We start from the raw sequence: 16,952 nt of genomic DNA on the forward strand, positions 1-16,952 counted from the left end.
ACGGGGGGCATGTCCCCCGCCTGCAGGGAGGGCACAACGGCGGGCATGTCCGGCGGGATGGGGGCCAGAATGTCTGGCATTCGGTCACAATTCCACGCCCGGGGGCTCCCGGCGATAAACTGGGCTGAGAAGTTACGCCGTCGCGCCGTTTGGTTGCTTGGCCCAGAACCCCGATGATCCAGTGAGGGTGCGCGCATGAGTTTGCCCACTACCGAAGTCCAGCCCGGACCGCAGCCGCAGGAGCTGCCCGTTTCGGCGGCCGCCACCAAGCACCTCGTAGTGAAGAAGTTCGGCGGCTCCTCCGTGGCGGACGCCGAAGGCATCAAGCGCGTCGCCCGGCGGGTCGTGGATGCCCACAACGCCGGCGACGAGGTCGTCGTCGTTGTCTCCGCGATGGGCGACACCACCGACGAGCTCCTCGACCTCGCGGCCCAGGTGACCGACTCTGCCCCCGCCCGCGAAATGGACATGCTCCTTTCCGCCGGCGAGCGCATCTCCATGGCCCTGCTGGCCATGGCCATCAACAAGTTCGGCGCCTCCGCCCAGTCTTTCACCGGTTCCCAGGCCGGTATGATCACCGACGGCATCCACGGCAAGGCCCGGATCATCGACGTCGACCCGCACCGGATCCGCACGGCGCTGGACAAGGGCCACATCGCGATCGTGGCCGGTTTCCAGGGCATGAGCCGGGTCACCCACGAGATCACCACGCTGGGACGCGGCGGTTCGGACACGACGGCGGTAGCCCTGGCGGCCGCCCTCGACGCCGATGTCTGCGAGATCTTCACCGACGTCGACGGCATCTACACAGCCGATCCGCGCGTTGTTCCTGCCGCACGGAAGATCGACCGCATCTCCAGCGAGGAAATGCTGGAACTGGCCGCGTCCGGCGCCAAGATCCTGCACCTGCGCTGCGTCGAATACGCCCGCCGTTTCGGGGTCCCGCTGCACGTCCGTTCCTCATTCAGCCAGAACGAAGGCACCTGGGTACTGCCCAGCGCCGACGACAAGATCACCATCCAAGAGGGAGTTGCCTTGGAGCAGCCAATCATCTCCGGCGTTGCCCACGATCGTTCCGAAGCCAAGGTCACGGTGGTCGGCGTACCGGACATCCCCGGCAAAGCCGCGGCGATCTTCCAGGTCATCGCGGACGCGCACTCCAACATCGACATGATCGTGCAGAATGTCTCCACCCACGGCACCGGCAAGACGGACATCTCCTTCACGCTGCCGATCGTCGAAGGCGCCGACGCGCTGGCCGCCCTCCGCGCCGCGCAGCCGGAGATCGGCTTCGAGAACATCGAATACAACGAGAAGATCGGCAAGCTGTCCCTGATCGGCGCCGGCATGCGCTCGCACCCGGGCGTTTCGGCACGGTTCTTCGCCGCGCTGTCAGCCGCCGGGATCAACATCAACATGATCTCCACCTCGGAGATCCGCATCTCCGTGGTGACCCACGCCGACCTGCTGGACGATGCCGTGCGTGCCATCCACAAGGCCTTCGGACTGGACAGCGAGGACGAGGCGACGGTCTACGGCGGCACCGGTCGCTAGGACCACCCGGCCCCCGCGGGCCACGAAACCCGCCAGGCCCGGAAAAGAAGCGCATGAAAAAGGGAGCGGCACCTGCCGCTCCCTTTTCGCACTCTGTTATTCAACGCCGTTATTGAGCGCCGCCTTTGCGCGCCGTCAGACCCCTTCTTTCCAAAGGTCTTCCTTACGCACAGCGTAGTGATGCCCTTGCGAGTCCGTCTCGACCTCAAAAGTTGAAAGGTTATCTTCCGAGGCGTGCTCGAAGTCATCATGCCGGTGAATCACCGGCGCAGCAGCGTCGCCCCGACTTGCGGGTCCGAACAGAAACCTCAGCCTGTCGGTCAGATTCATGAAGCGGATGACTGCATGTGCCACACTTCCCACCCCCTTCCCTCGCCACGGGTAGAACACGGATACTGCACTCGGTGTGCCGTGCCCTCATTTTACGCCCGACGGCGGCAAAAGGACCGGGCAGCCAGGGCAGTGAATGCCGCTTAGCGCAGGGACTTGTCGTCGGGATTCCGGGGCACAACATAGGTGCTGCCGTCCGGCCGGTGCAGGGTTTCCCACTGCTGGGTTTCGGCCTGCCGCTGCACCAGCAATTGCTTGTTTTGCTCCGTCATCTCATGCCCGAGGGAACTGCGGCTGGCTGGTCCGAAGATTGCCCGAAGTCTCCCGGTTGCACGCATGAACCTCTCGGCGGCATTTTCCTTGGCCATCGCTATCCTCTCCTGGGAACAAACTCTTACTAACACTCCCTCCAGTGTACGCTAATCATTAGTGCACTAACCATCAGGAGGAGGCCGGCTTGACCAGCGTGACCGAAAGAATTCCCGGCGCCCCCGCCACCGCAGCGCCAACGCCTGCGACTCCTGCCGACGGGGATCTCCTGCTGGAACACCAGCTCTGCTTCGCCCTGACCGTGGCCTCCCGGAGCGTGGTCGGAGCCTACAAGCCGGTACTGGACAAGCTCGGCCTGACTCATCCGCAGTACCTGGTCATGCTGTGCCTGTGGGAGTCCAGCCCCCGCTCCGTCCGTGACATCAGCGAGGCCCTCGCGCAGGAGCCCGCGACCATCTCGCCGCTGCTGCGCCGGCTCGAAACGGCCGGCCTCATCACCCGCCAGCGCCGGGAAGGCAACGAGCGCACCCTCGATGTGCGCCTGACCCCCAGCGGCGCAGCACTCCGGCAGCAGGCGCTGGCGGTCCCCGGGACCATGATGGCCCGGCTGGGCCTGACCCGTGAACAGGTGGAACGGCTGCATGCGTCCATGATGGACCTGATCGCCGCCACCGGGTCGGCAACCGGGTCCGCCACCGCGGCCACGCCGGAAGACGCACCCCGGCGGTAGACTGTGCTCAACGGAGGAGGACTGCTGATGCGCACGCACTCGGGCCGGCCGGCACTTGTTCTGGCGGCCCTCCTGATGGCCGCGGCCGGGTTGGCCGCCTGCACGCCGAACGGCGGGTCCGCACCGTCCCCGTCCGCCAGCACGACGGCGCCCACCCCCACCACCCCGTCGCCCGGAACCCCCTCGCCGGACACTGAGACGACCTCCCCCGCCCCGTCACCCTCGGCGGCCCCGCTGCCGTCCGGCCCCGGACAGGGCAACGCCGAACTCGCCATCATGGTGAAACCCTCCGAGACCGGAACTCCCGCCAACTTCACCCTCGTCTGCCAGAACGGCGCACCGGCCGCCGAAAGCCAGCACCCCAGTGCCGCGGCCGCCTGCACGGCCCTGAAGGCCAACCCGGCCATCCTCAGCCCCGTTCCGGCCGGCAAAGACCGGGTCTGCACCCAGCAGTACGGCGGTCCGCAACAGGCAACCGTCACCGGCATCGTGGACGGCAGCTCGGTGGAGGCCAGCTTCAGCCTGCGCGACGGCTGCGAAATCGCCGCCTGGAATGCCGCCAAGGATGTCCTGGGCTCAAGCGGTGGAGCTGACTAAGCTGATACACCTTCCGCAGGACGACTGGCTGCAACGCCAGGCCGTCTACCAGCAACGCGTCCGGCGCTACGCCGAGCCGTACCTTGCCCGGCGCTCCGCCGGGCAGAAGCACCCGGTGGAGGACTTCCTCTTCACCTACTACACGCAGAAGCCCGGCCAGCTGCTGCGCTGGCACCCTGGCGCCGGCGTCGTGCTCTCCGGCCCGGCCGCGGCAGAGCGGACCAGCTGGAAGCATTACCGCGAAGCCGACGACGGCGAACTCGCCTCCGCCGGGCTGCCGGCGGGCACCGCGGCCGTCACGGTCGACGTCGGGGCCTTCCTGCGCGACCGCCGGGATGCGCTGCAGTTCGCCGGAATCATTCTTTCCGGGACCGCCGCCAGGCCTGCCCAGTTCGGCTGCTTCGGGCTGCACGAGTGGGCCATGGTGTACCGGCAGGACAAGTTCGAGCGGCGGCACGAATACCTCCGGCTCCGGCTCGGCCCGGAACGCACCGACCAGGTGGTGGAAGAGAACCGGATCCGCTGCTCCCACTTCGACGCGTTCCGGTTCTACACCCCGGACGCCGTTCCGCTGAACAGCCTCGAGCCCAGCCGGGAGAACCAGCGGGCCATGGAGCAGCCCGGCTGCCTGCACGCCAATATGGACCTGTACAAGTGGGCCTACAAGCTCGCCCCGGCACTGCCGAGCGAGCTCGTGATGGACTGCTTCGAGCTCTCCTGGCGGATCCGGGCCATGGACATGCGGGCCTCCCCGTATGAGCTGGGCGACTGGGGCTACCCGGCCATCAGGATCGAGACGCCGGAGGGCAAGGCCGAGTACATCGACCACCAGCGGGGATTCGCCGCAGAGTCGCAGGAGCTGCGGCGGCGGCTGCTGCGGGAGCTCACGCGGTTGCCGCAGGCAACGGACCCGGACGGACAGCCATGACGGCACCCCCGGACCTGCGCCGACAGCACGACGTCGAGCTCACCATCCGCCTGACAGAGGCTCCGGGAGCCCCCGAATACACCTTCCGGCTCGAGGCCACGGACGGCGCCGTGGCCGCCTCATCCACCCTGCCGGATCCCGCCGGGGCCTTGGCAGCCCTGCGCCAGCATGGCGAGGAGATCTTCTTCCCCAAACCGGGGCCACCGAAACTCTGCACGCAGCAGTATGGCGGTCCGCAGACTGCCGTCGTGACGGGTTGGTTCCTGGGCCGCGAAGTGCACAGCAGCTTCAGCCGCACCGATGGCTGCGAGATCTCCCGCTGGCGGGCCATGGCCCCGTTGCTGGGCGGGGTGTCCGGATCCAGCGGCGCGGTCTGAGCGCAGAAACGGCAACGGCCGGCGGTGGATACCGCCGGCCGTTGCCGTTTCCGAGGTGTGACGTCGGCCTAGATGGCGTTGTCCGGAGCCTTGCCATGATCCCCGTTCTGGATCTTGGCCTTCTCCTTCTTCACCTTCTTACCCTTGTCCTTCTTGTCCTTCTTGTCCTTGCCGTCATGGTTGGCGTTGTCGCCCTCGTCACCGGGTCCGTCGTTGCTGTCCTGGTCCTCCGACGTCGGCGGAACCACCACGACGCCTGCCGGGGTCACCAGGACGCTGACGAAGCTCGGATCACTTGCTCCGGCAAACGTCACGCGGCCGAGGTAGGAGCCGGCAGCCAGCCCCTTCCAGTCCAGGGTGGCCTTGCCGGACTTGCCGTTGGCGAGCCGGAGCGGGTTCGGTGTGAGCGTGGCATTGCCCATGTTTGCGCCCAGTACGGCCGCATCAACGGATGCCTTGGTGGCTCTGCCCTGCGGACTGGCAGACAAGTTCGCGTAGATCGTGTACTCGCCCGGCGCGGGGTTCGGAATGGACACCGACTCGCTGGCGGACGTCGTCGCGGCGGTGAGCGGACCCTCGGGGGTCATCACATACAAGTCGAAGTCGGCATTCGGGTCGGAGGACAGGACCGAGAACTTCGCCAGCTGACGGTCGGCCGGAACCTGGACCGTCTTGACGAGGTTCGAGGCATCCGTGACGAAGTTAAGGGGTCCCGGGACGAGTGCCACGCCCGTGGAGTCCGCCTTGGAGAGGCCATCGAGGGCCATGGTGATGGGCGAGTCGGTACCGGAGAGGAGCCTGATGTCTCCGGAGCCGGTGCCGCCTTCGGAACTGAAGGCCACATCGCTGGCCGCCACGATGGACTGCGGACGGACCGCGACCGGCGAGGAAACCTTCTTGTTGGCGCCCTGCCAGGTCAATGCCCCCGTCGCGAACTGTCCCAGGGGTGCGCCCTGGTTCTCGAAGGAGACTTTGAACGTGCGCTTCTCACCGGCCGAGCTGAAGTTCAGCACGGCCGGGGTCACACTGACCTTCACGCCCGGAACATCCACCGTGGCCTTGTAGACCCCCGGGGTCAAGGCGGTCACCGTTCGGGTGACCTCGATCTTTCCGGCCAGGTTGCCCAAGGCGAAGGATGGCACATTCATGTCGCGCGGCTTGGTGGTCCCGATCCCCGGGATACCCAGATCCATTCCGGTGCCTTGGATGAAGGCCAGGTAGTCGTCTGTGCCCGCGTCGTACACGAGGCCCGGATCCAGCACACGGGCCGGGTCCACCTGGCCCGCCCCGGTGGCGAAGACATCACCATTCCTGGTCCCGTCGGCGTTCCTGACGTCGCCGGCGGTTGTCATCATGGCGGACTTCACCGCGGCCGGTGACCAGTTCGGGTTCTTGCCGAGGACCAGCGCGCCGAAGCCGGCAACGTGGGGTGATGCCATCGAGGTGCCGGAGAGGAAGCCGAAGTTGTCCCCGCCGGTGCCGATCGGTGAAACTCCGGCCAGGACAGCAACGCCCGGAGCGGAAACGTCAGGCTTCAGCAGGTCGGATCCGGCGGCCAGCAGCGGCCCGCGGGAAGAGAATCCGGCGATCTGCGGCTGCGCCTCGAGGGCCAGGCCGGTGGTGTCCTTGTCGACCAGGGAAACCGTGATGGCCGGGTCGGCGGTGACCTTGGCCTTGATGGCCTCGGTGGCCGGGGGGTTCAGGTGGACAGTGGGGACGGAGTGTTTGTCCGTGTCCAGCGAGGAGTCGCTCAGGTTCACCAGGATCATGCCGACGCCGCCGCCGCGCTTGACCTCCGCGCTCTTGGCGACGCGGTCAAAGACGCCGCGGTCGCAGACCACGACCTTGCCGGCGGTTTTTGCCGCGTCAAGGGTGTCCGGGCCGCACAGCGCGGCATCCGGGTTCCCGGCCGCGGCAGCCGCGTTGGCGGCCAGCACGACTCCGGCGTTCGTAACCTGGCTGTTCATGATGCTGGCGCCGCGGTACTTGCTGCCGTCGGAGAATTCAACGGTTCCCTGCAGCTCCTGCGAGAAACTGGTGGCCGCGACGGTGGTCAGCCACGGCGCGCCGTGGTTGACCGTGCCGGCCGCCGGACCGGAGTTGCCGGCCGAGACTGCCACGAAGATGCCGGCCGAGGCTGCGGACAGGAAGGCCAGCGAGACCGGATCGGTGGTCGTCGATGTCGCGCCGGAGATGGAGTAGTTCAGGACGTCCACGCCGTCCAGGATGGCCTGGTCGACGGCCTGGATCGCGGCGGAGGAGTAGCAGCCGCCCGAGTTGGGATCGTTGGCTTCCCAGCAGACCTTGTAGATGGAGAGCTTCGCGGCCGGGGCGATGCCGCTGGTCAGGCCGAAGCTGCGGCCGTCCACTTCTGCCTCGACATTGGCGTTTCCGGCGGCAGTGCTGGCCGTGTGCGTGCCGTGGCTGGCGACGTCGACCGGGGAGAGCAGTTCTTCCGGCGCACGGTCGGCGGCAGCGACGTAAGACTGGAATTCATTGGCGAAGTAGCGGGCGCTGAGGACCTTGGAGTTACAGGCAGTGCCGTCGAACCCCTCGCCGGCCTGGCAATCACCGGTGAAGGTGCCGCCGTCGGCCTTGAGCATTGAGATCTTGCCGTCAGCGGTGCGGTACGGCACCCCGACGACGGGGTCTCCGGTAAGGGGCTGGACCGGCGTACCGGCAAAGAAGGCGCTGGACGGGGTGTAGCCGGTGTCGATGACGCCGACGACGACGCCCTTGCCGCCCGCATCCTGGCCGCCGAACTTGGTGTTCCAGCTGCCGGTGGCGCCGCTGAGCTTGAGGAAATCGGTGCTGGAATAGTCGGGCGCGTTTTCGGTATCCGGTGCAACGAGCAGGACGTCGGGGTCCTTGGCCAGCTTGATGGCCTGGTCTGCCGTCAGCTTGGCGCTGAAGCCGTTGATGGCCGCGGTGAACTGGTGCTGCATCCTGACGCGCTGCTGTCCGGCGACCTCGGACTGCTTCTTCTCGAGGTGGGCCTGGTACTTCTTCACCTCGGACTTGTTGGCGTCCAGCTTCCGGCCGGACTCCGGCTTGGTGGCCGGCAGGCCGTCCGTGCCGCCGTCATACGTGGCCGCCGGTTTTTCAGCCAGGACCACAATGTAGCGGCCGTCCTTATAGTTGCTCGGATCCAGATTCTTCTGCGCAACTCCGGCAACGGGCGATGCCTCCCGGGGTGCGGCGCTGGCGGGCGCGATGGCGGCTGTTGACAAGAGAACCGGCAAGCCCAGGGCCAGCGCCGCGGCCCTCCGGAGTCCCCCGTTTCGAAGGAAGCTCTTTCCTGGTGATTTCACGAGTGATTTGAACCTTTCGTACGGATCGGCCCCAGCGACCTTGCCGGGCTCAACAAGCTGACGGGGCCGCTCGAGCCCAAGCTCGTGCGACCCCGACGGAGACCAGCCGATTCATACAGTACAGACTGAGAGTGGTATATGACATGCAACACAAAAACTAATCAGAATTTGTCACGCAATTCGACACAGGGCCCTCCGGAGAGCCCTTTGGTTCCGCTCGTTAATGGCACACCAAGGCGGCGCCGTCGCAGCGGAGGGCAGCTTCCGGCGGGCGATGGGCGCGGTATCTACTGCGGGGTGCCTACTGCCGCGGGGTCCTGACCACGTCGCTGATCCAGGCCCGCGTTTTCTCGTCCAGGGGCGCAGCCACATTGCTGTCCTTGACTGCACGGTCCGCCTTGATCTTCTGCACAACCATCCGGCCAAGTCCGGCAAATACGACGGCGGCGAGCACGGGCAACAGCACGGACTTCGGTTTCTCAGCCATGCGCTCATCCTACTGACGGCGCACCTCCCGGACCATAGCCGCAGCCGTCTCTTCCGCTGGTGGCACCGGACAGCGCCCGGTTTTATGGCGGCTGCCGGGCCGGGGGCCACGCGTGCAGGCCAGTGCCCAAATTCACACTCACAGCGCGAATACGCCGGGGCGCACCGCGGCCGGTAGAATGGGCGTGCAAGCTCGCGGAGCGCACGTCCACTTTCTTTCATTGACCCCGCCTGTTGTTCACTGCGGTGATCACGACGGGGCCAGGAGCGGCGTGAGACGGCACGACTCCGCTGCGCCCTTACCCAACGCTCACGCACAGGAGTTGCCGGATGCCCCGGATCGTTGTCGATGTCATGCCCAAGCCCGAGATTCTGGACCCGCAGGGGAAGGCCATCGTGGGTGCACTCCCCCGGCTCGGCTTCACCGCCTTCAGCTCTGTCCGTCAGGGAAAGCGCTTTGAACTCACGGTCGACGGCGAGGTGACGGAGGAAATCCTGGCCCAGGCCCGGGACGCCGCGGAGACCCTGCTGTCCAACCCGGTGATCGAGGACGTCGTCAACGTCGAGGTCGTCGAGGCCTGAGATGACTGAACTCCCCCTGATCGGCGAGGCTGTTGCCGTCGCCGCGCACGCTCCTGGTGCTGGCAAGCTCGCCGGTGCGAAGATCGGCGTCGTCACCTTCCCCGGCACCCTGGATGACCGTGATGCCGCCCGTGCGATCCGCCTCGCCGGAGCCACCCCGGTGGCGCTGTGGCACGCCGACACCACCTTGGGCGACGTCGACGCCGTCGTGATTCCCGGCGGTTTCTCCTACGGTGACTACCTCCGCGCCGGCGCCATCGCCCGTTTCGCGCCGCTGATGTCCAAAATCATCGACGCCGCCAACTCGGACGCCAAACTTCCTGTGCTCGGCATCTGCAATGGCTTCCAGATCCTCACGGAATCGCACCTGTTGCCGGGCTCGATGATCAAAAACGACCACCTCAAGTTCATGTGCCGCGACCAGGTCCTCCGGGTGGAAAACAACGCCACCGACTGGACCCGGGACTACGCCGTCGGCCAGGAAATCACCGTCCCGCTGAAGAACCAGGACGGCCAGTACATCGCGGATGAGAAGACGCTGGACGCCCTCGAGGCTGAAGGACGCGTGGTGTTCCGCTACGTCGGGTTCAACCCCAACGGCTCCCGCCGCGACATCGCCGGCATCTCCAACGCGGCCGGCAACATCGTGGGGCTCATGCCGCACCCCGAGCACGCGGTGGAGGCCGGTTTCGGCCCCGAGAACGGCCCCGGCACCGAGGGCCTCGGTTTCTTCACCTCTGTCCTGAACAAAATCGTGGGAGACAACAAATGACGGAGACCTCGCGCCCCATCGGCACCCTAACCTCGCAAGCTCGGCCCGGGAACCCTGCCGGCGTGGACCCAGGCCCCGCGGGCGGAAACGTCACCGCGGCCAAGAAGTTCAACATCGACACCGTTGAAAACGCCGCCAAGACCCCCGACGTCGAACTGCCTTGGGCCGAGCTGGGCCTGAAGCAGAACGAGTTCGACGAGGTCGTCAAGGTCCTGGGCCGCCGCCCGACCGGCGCCGAACTCGCCATGTACTCCGTGATGTGGAGCGAGCACTGCTCCTACAAGTCCTCCAAGAACCACCTGCGCCAGTTCGGCGAAAAGGTGACCGAGGAGATGAAGAAGGACATGCTCGTGGGGATCGGCGAAAACGCCGGCGTTACGAACCTGGGCGACGGCTGGGCCGTGACGTTCAAGATCGAGTCCCACAACTCGCCGTCGTTCGTGGAGCCCTACCAGGGCGCGGCCACCGGCATCGGCGGCATTGTCCGCGACATCATCTCGATGGGTGCCCGCCCGGTCGCCGTGATGGATCCGCTGCGTTTCGGCGCCATCGACCACCCGGACACGGCCCGCGTCATGCACGGCGCCGTGGCCGGCATCGGCGGCTACGGAAACTCCCTGGGCCTGCCCAACATCGGCGGCGAAATGGTCTTCGACTCCGTGTACCAGGGCAACCCGCTGGTCAACGCGCTGGCCGTCGGCGTCATGCGCCACGAGGACATCCGGCTCGCCAACGCCTCCGGCAAGGGCAACAAGGTGGTGCTCTTCGGCGCCCGGACCGGCGGCGACGGGATCGGCGGCGCCTCGGTGCTGGCCTCGGAGTCCTTCGACGACACCAAGCCGTCCAAGCGCCCCGCCGTCCAGGTGGGCGATCCCTTCGCCGAGAAGGTCCTGATCGAGTGCTGCCTGGAGCTGTTCAAGGGTTCACTGGTCGAGGGCATCCAGGACCTGGGCGCCGCGGGCATTTCCTGCGCCACCTCCGAGCTCGCCTCCAATGGCGACGGCGGCATGGAAGTTGAACTGACCTCCGTCCTGCTGCGGGACCCCACCCTGACCCCGGGCGAAATCCTGATGTCCGAGTCGCAGGAACGCATGATGGCCGTGGTCACCCCGGAGAACATCGCCGCATTTGAAGCCGTGATGGACAAGTGGGCTGTCGAGTACTCCTGGCTGGGCGAGGTGACCGACACCGGCCGCCTGATCATCACGTGGGAAGGCGAAGTCATCGTCGACGTCGACCCGCGCACCGTGGCCCACGATGGTCCGGTCTACGACCGCCCCTATGCCCGCCCCGAATGGCAGGACGCGGTCCAGGCCGACTCCTTCACCGGCTCCGTCCAGGATGCGGGTCGCCCCTCGGCGCCCGCGGAACTGGCCGCCGCCATTACCGAACTAGTTGCCTCGCCGAATATGTGCGACAAGTCCTGGATCACCAAGCAGTACGACCGCTACGTCGGCGGCAACACCGCGATGGCGTTCCCGGACGACGCGGGCGTGGTCCGGGTGGACGAGGAAACCGGTCTGGGCGTAGCCTTGGCCACCGACGCCAACGGCCGCTACACCTACCTCGATCCGTACCACGGCGCGCAGCTGGCACTGGCCGAGGCCTACCGGAACGTCGCCACTTCCGGCGCCGTGCCGATGGCCGTCAGCGACTGCCTGAACTTCGGCTCTCCCGAGGACCCCGCCGTCATGTGGCAGCTGGCCGAGGCCATCCGCGGCCTGTCCGACGCCTGCATGGTGCTGGGCATCCCGGTCACCGGCGGCAACGTGTCGCTGTACAACCAGACCGGCACCGTCCCCATCCACCCCTCCCCCGTGGTGGCCGTGCTGGGCAAGTTCGACGACGTCGCCCGCCGCACGCCGTCAGGCTGGCGCGAGGACGGCCAGGCCATCTATCTGCTGGGCACGACAGCGGCAGAACTGGACGGTTCGGAATGGTCCAACATGCGCGGACACCTCGGCGGGCTGCCGCCCAAGGTCGACCTCGCGGCCGAACGGGCGCTGGGTGAAATCCTGATCAATGCGTCCCGGGACGGCATGGTGGACTCCGCGCACGACCTCTCCGAAGGCGGCCTAGCGGCAGCCCTCGTGGAGTCCTCGCTGCGCTACGGCGTCGGCGCCCGGATCGCGCTCCAGGATGTCCTGGACCGCGACGGGGTGGACCTGTTCACGGCGCTGTTCTCCGAATCCCAGGGCCGCGCCATTGTAGGCGTCCCCCGCTCGGAGGAGATCCGCTTCAAGGACATGTGCACGGCCCGCGGCTTCGCGCACGTCCGGATCGGCGTGGTCGACGCTGAGGGCGGCAAGCTGGAGATCAACGGCGTCGAGACCATGAACCTTGACGCGCTCCGCGAAGCCCACGAGGCGACCCTGCCGAAGTACTTCGGCTAACCCACCTCCATCGATTGCTCCGCAGCTGCCCTTTTGAACCCTCAGAACGGCAGTTACGGAGCAATCGTTCGTTAACGGCCCGGACGCCAGCCGGCCTGGACAAGCGCGGTCCGGATCTTGGCCACTGCGGCCCTGGCATCACCATGCATGTGGCGCTTGGAGATCCGGACCTCTGTCCAGCCGACGGCCGTGTACCGCTCGGAGCGGGCGATGTCCCGGACGATCTGCCCCTCGCCACTGTGGTGCGCCCCCTCGTACTCGATGCCGATTTTGTATTTCCGGTAGGAGAGATCCGGCTCATGGTGCCGTGCGCCTTCCGCATCGATGATGGGGACGTTCAGTTCCGGTTCCGGCAGGCCGGCCCGCACCATGGCAAGCCGCAGCAATGATTCCTGCGGCGAATCGGAGCCCACCCGGATCAACTTGATGGCCTCTTTGGCCCTCCGTAGGCCGCGCTTACCCTTATGCCGGTCGATCATCCGCTGCAGATCCGCGAGGCTGCAGAGCGGCATATCCCGGCCCTCAAATTCCGCTCGGGGCACCCTGACGCAACTGTCGCCGGCAACCACGAGTCCGTCCAGAGTCAGCATTTCGGCAAGATCCAGCCAAGTCCGCTCAGGAGTGGTGATGGGAATCCCGTCCAGAATCGTGATCTCATCCTCATAGAGCTTCATGCGGTGGACGACGATGTGCGGCCGGTTGAGGTGGGCCTCCCCCTCCGGGCGAATGATGTGATACATCTCGGTGGCCTCCTTCTGCTGTCGCCCCGGCAGCCCCAACAGGCCCAAGGCGGTGAGGTGGGATGCGGTGCATCGCTCATTGACCTCAAGGAAAGGCCGCACTCGCACGCTCAAGGGGAGCTCCGCCGTCGGGCCCAGGGAACGAATTCCCTTGCCCATCGCCCTCAGCGAGCCGTGACGCAATCGCTTGGGCGACACGCCAGCCAACGTCGCTTCGGCGACGGTGAAGGGGCGGTCCTGGAAGTCCTCCGGCAACGGCTGCGCGGTTTTCATGGCTTCATAAGACCAGATCGGTGACGAGTCCGCAGAAGTTATCCACAATCCCGGTCCATTGCTCCAGGCCTGCCCTTCTGGGCACTCAAAAGGGCCGTTGTGGAGCAATCGATGGTCAGTCGTCGCTGCGGAGTTCCCGCTGGCGGGCGCTGAGCAGCTCCATCTCCGGACGTGCCGCCACGAAGCGTTCGACGGCGGCGAGAACCTCCAGCAGGTGTGCCCGGTCGGCCGCGACGAGCCCGGCGCCGATCACCGTGCGCCGGTACTGGTCCTGCAGCCCGGCCTCGGTCACGGAGACGTCGAAGCGGCGCTTGATTTCGGCCAGCACGGGCCGCACCACCGAACGCTTCTCCTTCAGGGTGTGGACATCGCCGAGGAGGAGGTCGAATTCAATCCAGCCGATCCACATGCCTCTATTCTTCATCCATTGCTCCGTAAGTGCCGTTTTGGGCGCTCAAAAAGGCAGCTACGGAGCACTCGATGGGATTAGATGGTGAGTTCGCCCATCCGGTCCCAGCCCTCGCCGTCGAGCTGGCGGCTGATGATCCGGGGCGTCTCCAGCAGCGCCTGCGGCAGGTCCGCCATGGCCTGCTGGAAGTGTGCGCTGCTGACGTGGGCCCCGGCGGCGCCGTCCTTGAAGGCCTCGACCAGGACAAATTCGTTGGGGTCCTCCACGCTGCGGGACCAGTCGAACCAGAGGTTGCCGGGTTCCTGGCGGGTGGCCCGGGTGAAGTCCTCCACGAGGCCGGGCCAGCGCTCGGACCAGTCTGGCTTGACCTTGAATTTGACGACGATGAAGATCATTGGCTGAAGCCTTCCGTTCGGATCTGACTCGGATGTGACACGTCCCATTCTTTCAAGTCAGGAACGCGGAGTCAGATCCCGCCCGTCCCGGCCGGACCAATGGGCTGTAAGTGACCCCGCGTTGCAAGGGTCCGTTGCTCCGGCATCTGCCGGCTCCTGCTCAGTTCACGCCTGCGGCCAGTTCTTGTGCACTCCCAAGGTAGCGGGAAGTGATGAGAGCCCGCGCCCGCTTGGCCAGCGCGCCGCCGGCCGCGTAGAACCAGCTCGACGGCACGCCGAAGGCGGTGATTTTGATCAGCACCATGCCATTCCCATCGATGGAGATCTCAAAGGCCTCCTCGCCGCGGACCGGATGGCCCGGCAGCGTGCCGTAACCGAATCCTGCCGACTGGGGCCCGTCCCCGGGCACCGGGGCGCGCACCCAGACGACCTCGCACGGCGCGTCAATCCGGAACGGCCCGGCGCCGAAGCCGCTCACCACGCGTGCGCCCGGGACCACGGCGTCGGACTCCGCACGGACCCGCAGACCGGCCCCTCTCTGGAGCTGCCACGTCAGCATGCCTTGGACGGCCCGCCGGTATGCCGCGGGGCCGTGCCCCAGATAAGCCTCCGAGACGAGGCATTCAACGTCCGCCGGGAGTGGCCCGTGCTCCGTGGATCCGATGCCCGCATAGTTCAGTCCGCCGGGGGCAATCCGCGGCCCGTTCATGGCCGCGCCTGCTGCGGGGTTCCCATGCTGAGCGTGGCCCAGCCGAGCTGTTCCTGCTGCCGCCGGCTCAGCGTGGCGACGACGAGGTCATAGGAGTCCTCGACCAGGTCCCGCACCATCGAATCGGGCAGGGCGCCGTCGAGCCGGACGCCGTTCCAGTGCTTCTTGTTCAGGTGCCAGGCGCCGGCGATCTCCGGGTGGGCGGCCCGCAGCTGTTCGGCGAGCACCGGGTCGCATTTCAGGCTCACGGACCAGTCGTCCGGGTCCATGGCGGACAGGGCAAACATCTTGGCCTCGTGGCGGGCACCACCGGAAACCGCGGCACGCACCTTGAAGACGGATGTCTCCGGGCCAAAGGGGAAGTCCTCGAAAGCGCCGGGGAAGCCGAGGCACAGCCGGCGCAGTGCAACTACATCCATGGTTCGAGCCTACTTCCGTCCACGGACATTTGGCACGGAGATCCGGCGAGATCAGAGCGGCTCAGGCGACGCCGAGGAAATCCTCGAGCAGCACCACTTCAAGGCCGGCGGCCAGCTGGGCTGCACGGAAGGCGGCCAGGTCGGCGGCGAACTCGGGGCGGAAATGCATCAGCACAATGTCCCCCGGGCGCAGCGCATTCCCGTACTGGTAGTCCATGCGCCCGGCATTGGCCTTGGCCTCCCAGGTCACGACCGCTTTCATTCCGGCTGCGGCGACGGCCTGCCGCAGGGCAGTGGAGTAGGCGCCTCCCGGCGGCCGGAACAGGGTGGGGCGGCGTCCGAACTGCTGCTGGGCGTAGTCCTGCATCCCGGTGATCTCGGCGAGCTGCTGCTGGTACCCGAGTTGAGTGACCATGTTGATGTTGTGGCTGATCGTGTGGTTTTCCACCAGGCTGCCCTGCACGGCGAACTGCTTGAAGAAGGCCGGATCGTTCTGGACGAAGTTCCGGGTGAGGAAGATCGATGCCGGGTAGTCGTATTCGGTCATGAGGCGCACCATCTCCGGGGTCCTCGTAATGCCGTCGTCAATGGTCAGGAACACCACAGGGTGTTTCGTCTCGATCCTGGTCAGGACGGGCGCGAGTCCGTTTTGCACCGGCGGCAGCTTGAAGTCCGGGATGAAACTGCGCCGGATGCGCTTGCTTCCCGGGCGGCGCAGGGCCGCGGGTGCCGTGGGATCTCCGGGGACCGCGGCATTTCCCTGCCGGACCGTCAGCAGCGCGGGAAGCGGCTGCCCGGCGCCCGGTGCGGCGCCGGGGCCGGGGCCGGCCGCGGCTGCCACTCCCGCCGTCGTGCTTCCCGGCACCGCGCACGCGCCCAAGGCCGCCATCAGGGAGGCTCCCAAAAGGCCCAGTGCCGCCCGCCGTCCGGGGGTGGCCGGGAGCACTGTCGGATGGTGCTCACACATGGCTGGTCCTGGCTTCTTGGGGGATGATTCAGCAGAACAGTAGCAGAGCAAAACGGCGGGTCGGTGACGCGCCGGATGGGGGGGGCCGGCCGCCGGCGGTCAGGGGCCGAAACTAGAGGCCGAAACGCCGGGCATCCAGCGCCGGACAGGTGTTCATAATCACATCGAGGCCGGCGGCCTTGGCCCGTGCTGCGGCCGCTTCATCGATGACGCCCAGCTGCAACCAGACGGCCTTGGCCCCGACGGCGATCGCCTGGTCCACGACGGCGCCCACCTTCCGGGAATTCAGGAAGCAGTCGACGACGTCGATGGGCCGCTTGGCGGCCGGAATGTCGGCCAGGCTTTTGTACCCTGTCTCGCCGTGCACGGTATCGCCGGGAAGGTTTACCGGGATGATCTCCATGCCCAGGCGGTCCCGGATGAACAGGGCGGTATCGTACGCGGCACGCCATTCGTTGGTGGTCAGCCCGACGATGGCCCACCGGCCCTTGGTGCGCATGAGCCTTTCGAGGACTGCCGGATCGTTCACGTGGGCCATGACCAAAGCCTAACCTCCACGGCGGCGGGCCACGGGCACGTCGCCGCAGGCCCTCAGCATCCGGAGCCGGCTCCGAACAAATGACAGCCAGGCGCCCTTCTTCAGGCCCGGAACCGAATATTACGAAGTAAACCGCCCCGATTTGGGAAAAACCAGCGATTCCGTTTTAGTT

At 66.7% G+C, this 16,952-nt stretch carries 19 protein-coding genes; 8 read left to right on the forward strand and 11 right to left on the reverse strand.

Going from position 1 to position 16,952, the window contains the following annotated elements; genetic code table 11:
- The first annotated feature begins 195 nt into the window (after window positions 1-195).
- On the forward strand, window positions 196-1,554 hold the full coding sequence (locus E5206_RS00825; protein ID WP_136320826.1) for an aspartate kinase: 1,359 nt from the start codon (window positions 196-198) through the stop codon (window positions 1,552-1,554).
- A 135-nt stretch (window positions 1,555-1,689) separates the two neighbouring features.
- Here the strand turns inward: E5206_RS00825 and E5206_RS00830 are convergent, their stop codons facing one another.
- Window positions 1,690-1,908: a hypothetical protein gene (locus tag E5206_RS00830; RefSeq protein ID WP_136320827.1), complete on the reverse strand. Its 219-nt coding sequence runs from the start codon at window positions 1,906-1,908 to the stop codon at window positions 1,690-1,692.
- Between the two features lie 119 nt (window positions 1,909-2,027).
- Window positions 2,028-2,252 (reverse strand): hypothetical protein, encoded by a 225-nt coding sequence (locus E5206_RS00835; RefSeq protein WP_136320828.1) that lies wholly within the window; start codon window positions 2,250-2,252, stop codon window positions 2,028-2,030.
- 110 nt (window positions 2,253-2,362) lie between these two features.
- On the opposite strand from E5206_RS00835, the gene E5206_RS00840 reads away from it, so the two are divergent.
- The 4 genes from E5206_RS00840 to E5206_RS00855 are packed head-to-tail and all read left to right on the forward strand — an operon-like array spanning window position 2,363 to window position 4,786.
- On the forward strand, window positions 2,363-2,884 hold the full coding sequence (locus E5206_RS00840; protein ID WP_136323889.1) for a MarR family transcriptional regulator: 522 nt from the start codon (window positions 2,363-2,365) through the stop codon (window positions 2,882-2,884).
- A 27-nt stretch (window positions 2,885-2,911) separates the two neighbouring features.
- Entirely contained in the window at window positions 2,912-3,481 is a 570-nt protein-coding gene (locus E5206_RS00845; protein WP_136320829.1) for an SSI family serine proteinase inhibitor, read from the forward strand.
- A complete protein-coding gene (locus tag E5206_RS00850; protein ID WP_136320830.1) occupies window positions 3,450-4,409 on the forward strand; it encodes a 3-methyladenine DNA glycosylase in 960 nt (319 codons plus the stop codon). The genes E5206_RS00845 and E5206_RS00850 overlap by 32 nt, the downstream gene beginning before the upstream one ends.
- Window positions 4,406-4,786 carry a serine protease inhibitor gene (locus E5206_RS00855; RefSeq protein WP_136320831.1) on the forward strand — a complete coding sequence of 127 codons (381 nt, stop codon included), beginning with the start codon at window positions 4,406-4,408 and terminating at the stop codon, window positions 4,784-4,786. The genes E5206_RS00850 and E5206_RS00855 overlap by 4 nt, the downstream gene beginning before the upstream one ends.
- Before the next feature lie 68 nt (window positions 4,787-4,854).
- Here E5206_RS00855 and E5206_RS00860 read toward each other — a convergent pair whose 3' ends face one another.
- Together E5206_RS00860 and E5206_RS00865 are read right to left on the reverse strand one after the other, a co-directional pair.
- Window positions 4,855-8,040: a S8 family serine peptidase gene (locus tag E5206_RS00860; RefSeq protein ID WP_136323890.1), complete on the reverse strand. Its 3,186-nt coding sequence runs from the start codon at window positions 8,038-8,040 to the stop codon at window positions 4,855-4,857.
- A gap of 358 nt (window positions 8,041-8,398) precedes the next feature.
- Entirely contained in the window at window positions 8,399-8,584 is a 186-nt protein-coding gene (locus E5206_RS00865; RefSeq protein WP_136320832.1) for a hypothetical protein, read from the reverse strand.
- Window positions 8,585-8,913: 329 nt separating this feature from the next.
- Here E5206_RS00865 and purS point away from each other — a divergent pair, with 329 nt between their 5' ends.
- From purS to purL, 3 genes are all read left to right on the forward strand, one after another.
- Complete coding sequence (purS, locus tag E5206_RS00870) at window positions 8,914-9,165, forward strand: phosphoribosylformylglycinamidine synthase subunit PurS (protein ID WP_018776110.1); 252 nt, start codon at window positions 8,914-8,916, stop codon at window positions 9,163-9,165.
- A 1-nt stretch (window position 9,166) separates the two neighbouring features.
- Window positions 9,167-9,937, forward strand: a complete 771-nt coding sequence (purQ, locus tag E5206_RS00875; RefSeq protein WP_136320833.1) for a phosphoribosylformylglycinamidine synthase subunit PurQ — start codon at window positions 9,167-9,169, stop codon at window positions 9,935-9,937.
- A 62-nt stretch (window positions 9,938-9,999) separates the two neighbouring features.
- Window positions 10,000-12,330, forward strand: a complete 2,331-nt coding sequence (gene purL, locus E5206_RS00880; RefSeq protein WP_136320834.1) for a phosphoribosylformylglycinamidine synthase subunit PurL — start codon at window positions 10,000-10,002, stop codon at window positions 12,328-12,330.
- 71 nt (window positions 12,331-12,401) lie between these two features.
- On the opposite strand, the gene E5206_RS00885 is transcribed toward purL, so the two are convergent.
- From E5206_RS00885 to E5206_RS00915, 7 genes are all read right to left on the reverse strand, one after another.
- Complete coding sequence (locus E5206_RS00885; protein ID WP_240689866.1) at window positions 12,402-13,343, reverse strand: hypothetical protein; 942 nt, start codon at window positions 13,341-13,343, stop codon at window positions 12,402-12,404.
- 115 nt (window positions 13,344-13,458) lie between these two features.
- Window positions 13,459-13,752, reverse strand: coding sequence for a DUF503 domain-containing protein (locus E5206_RS00890; RefSeq protein ID WP_136323892.1), 294 nt, complete (start codon window positions 13,750-13,752; stop codon window positions 13,459-13,461).
- Window positions 13,753-13,829: 77 nt separating this feature from the next.
- The gene (locus tag E5206_RS00895) at window positions 13,830-14,147 is read right to left on the reverse strand and encodes a putative quinol monooxygenase (protein WP_136320835.1); all 318 of its coding nucleotides are present in this window, start codon (window positions 14,145-14,147) and stop codon (window positions 13,830-13,832) included.
- Between the two features lie 160 nt (window positions 14,148-14,307).
- Window positions 14,308-14,856, reverse strand: coding sequence for a DUF1990 domain-containing protein (locus E5206_RS00900; RefSeq protein ID WP_136320836.1), 549 nt, complete (start codon window positions 14,854-14,856; stop codon window positions 14,308-14,310).
- A complete protein-coding gene (locus E5206_RS00905) occupies window positions 14,853-15,275 on the reverse strand; it encodes an MmcQ/YjbR family DNA-binding protein (RefSeq protein ID WP_136320837.1) in 423 nt (140 codons plus the stop codon). The genes E5206_RS00900 and E5206_RS00905 overlap by 4 nt, the downstream gene beginning before the upstream one ends.
- 61 nt (window positions 15,276-15,336) lie before the next feature.
- Window positions 15,337-16,242, reverse strand: coding sequence for a polysaccharide deacetylase family protein (locus E5206_RS00910; protein ID WP_168709245.1), 906 nt, complete (start codon window positions 16,240-16,242; stop codon window positions 15,337-15,339).
- A 112-nt stretch (window positions 16,243-16,354) separates the two neighbouring features.
- Window positions 16,355-16,780, reverse strand: a complete 426-nt coding sequence (locus E5206_RS00915; protein ID WP_136320838.1) for a CoA-binding protein — start codon at window positions 16,778-16,780, stop codon at window positions 16,355-16,357.
- Between the last annotated feature and the right edge of the window lie 172 nt (window positions 16,781-16,952).

Origin of the sequence: Arthrobacter sp. PAMC25564, from assembly GCF_004798705.1 — a bacterium.
In the GTDB taxonomy this organism is placed as follows: Bacteria; Actinomycetota; Actinomycetes; order Actinomycetales; family Micrococcaceae; genus Arthrobacter.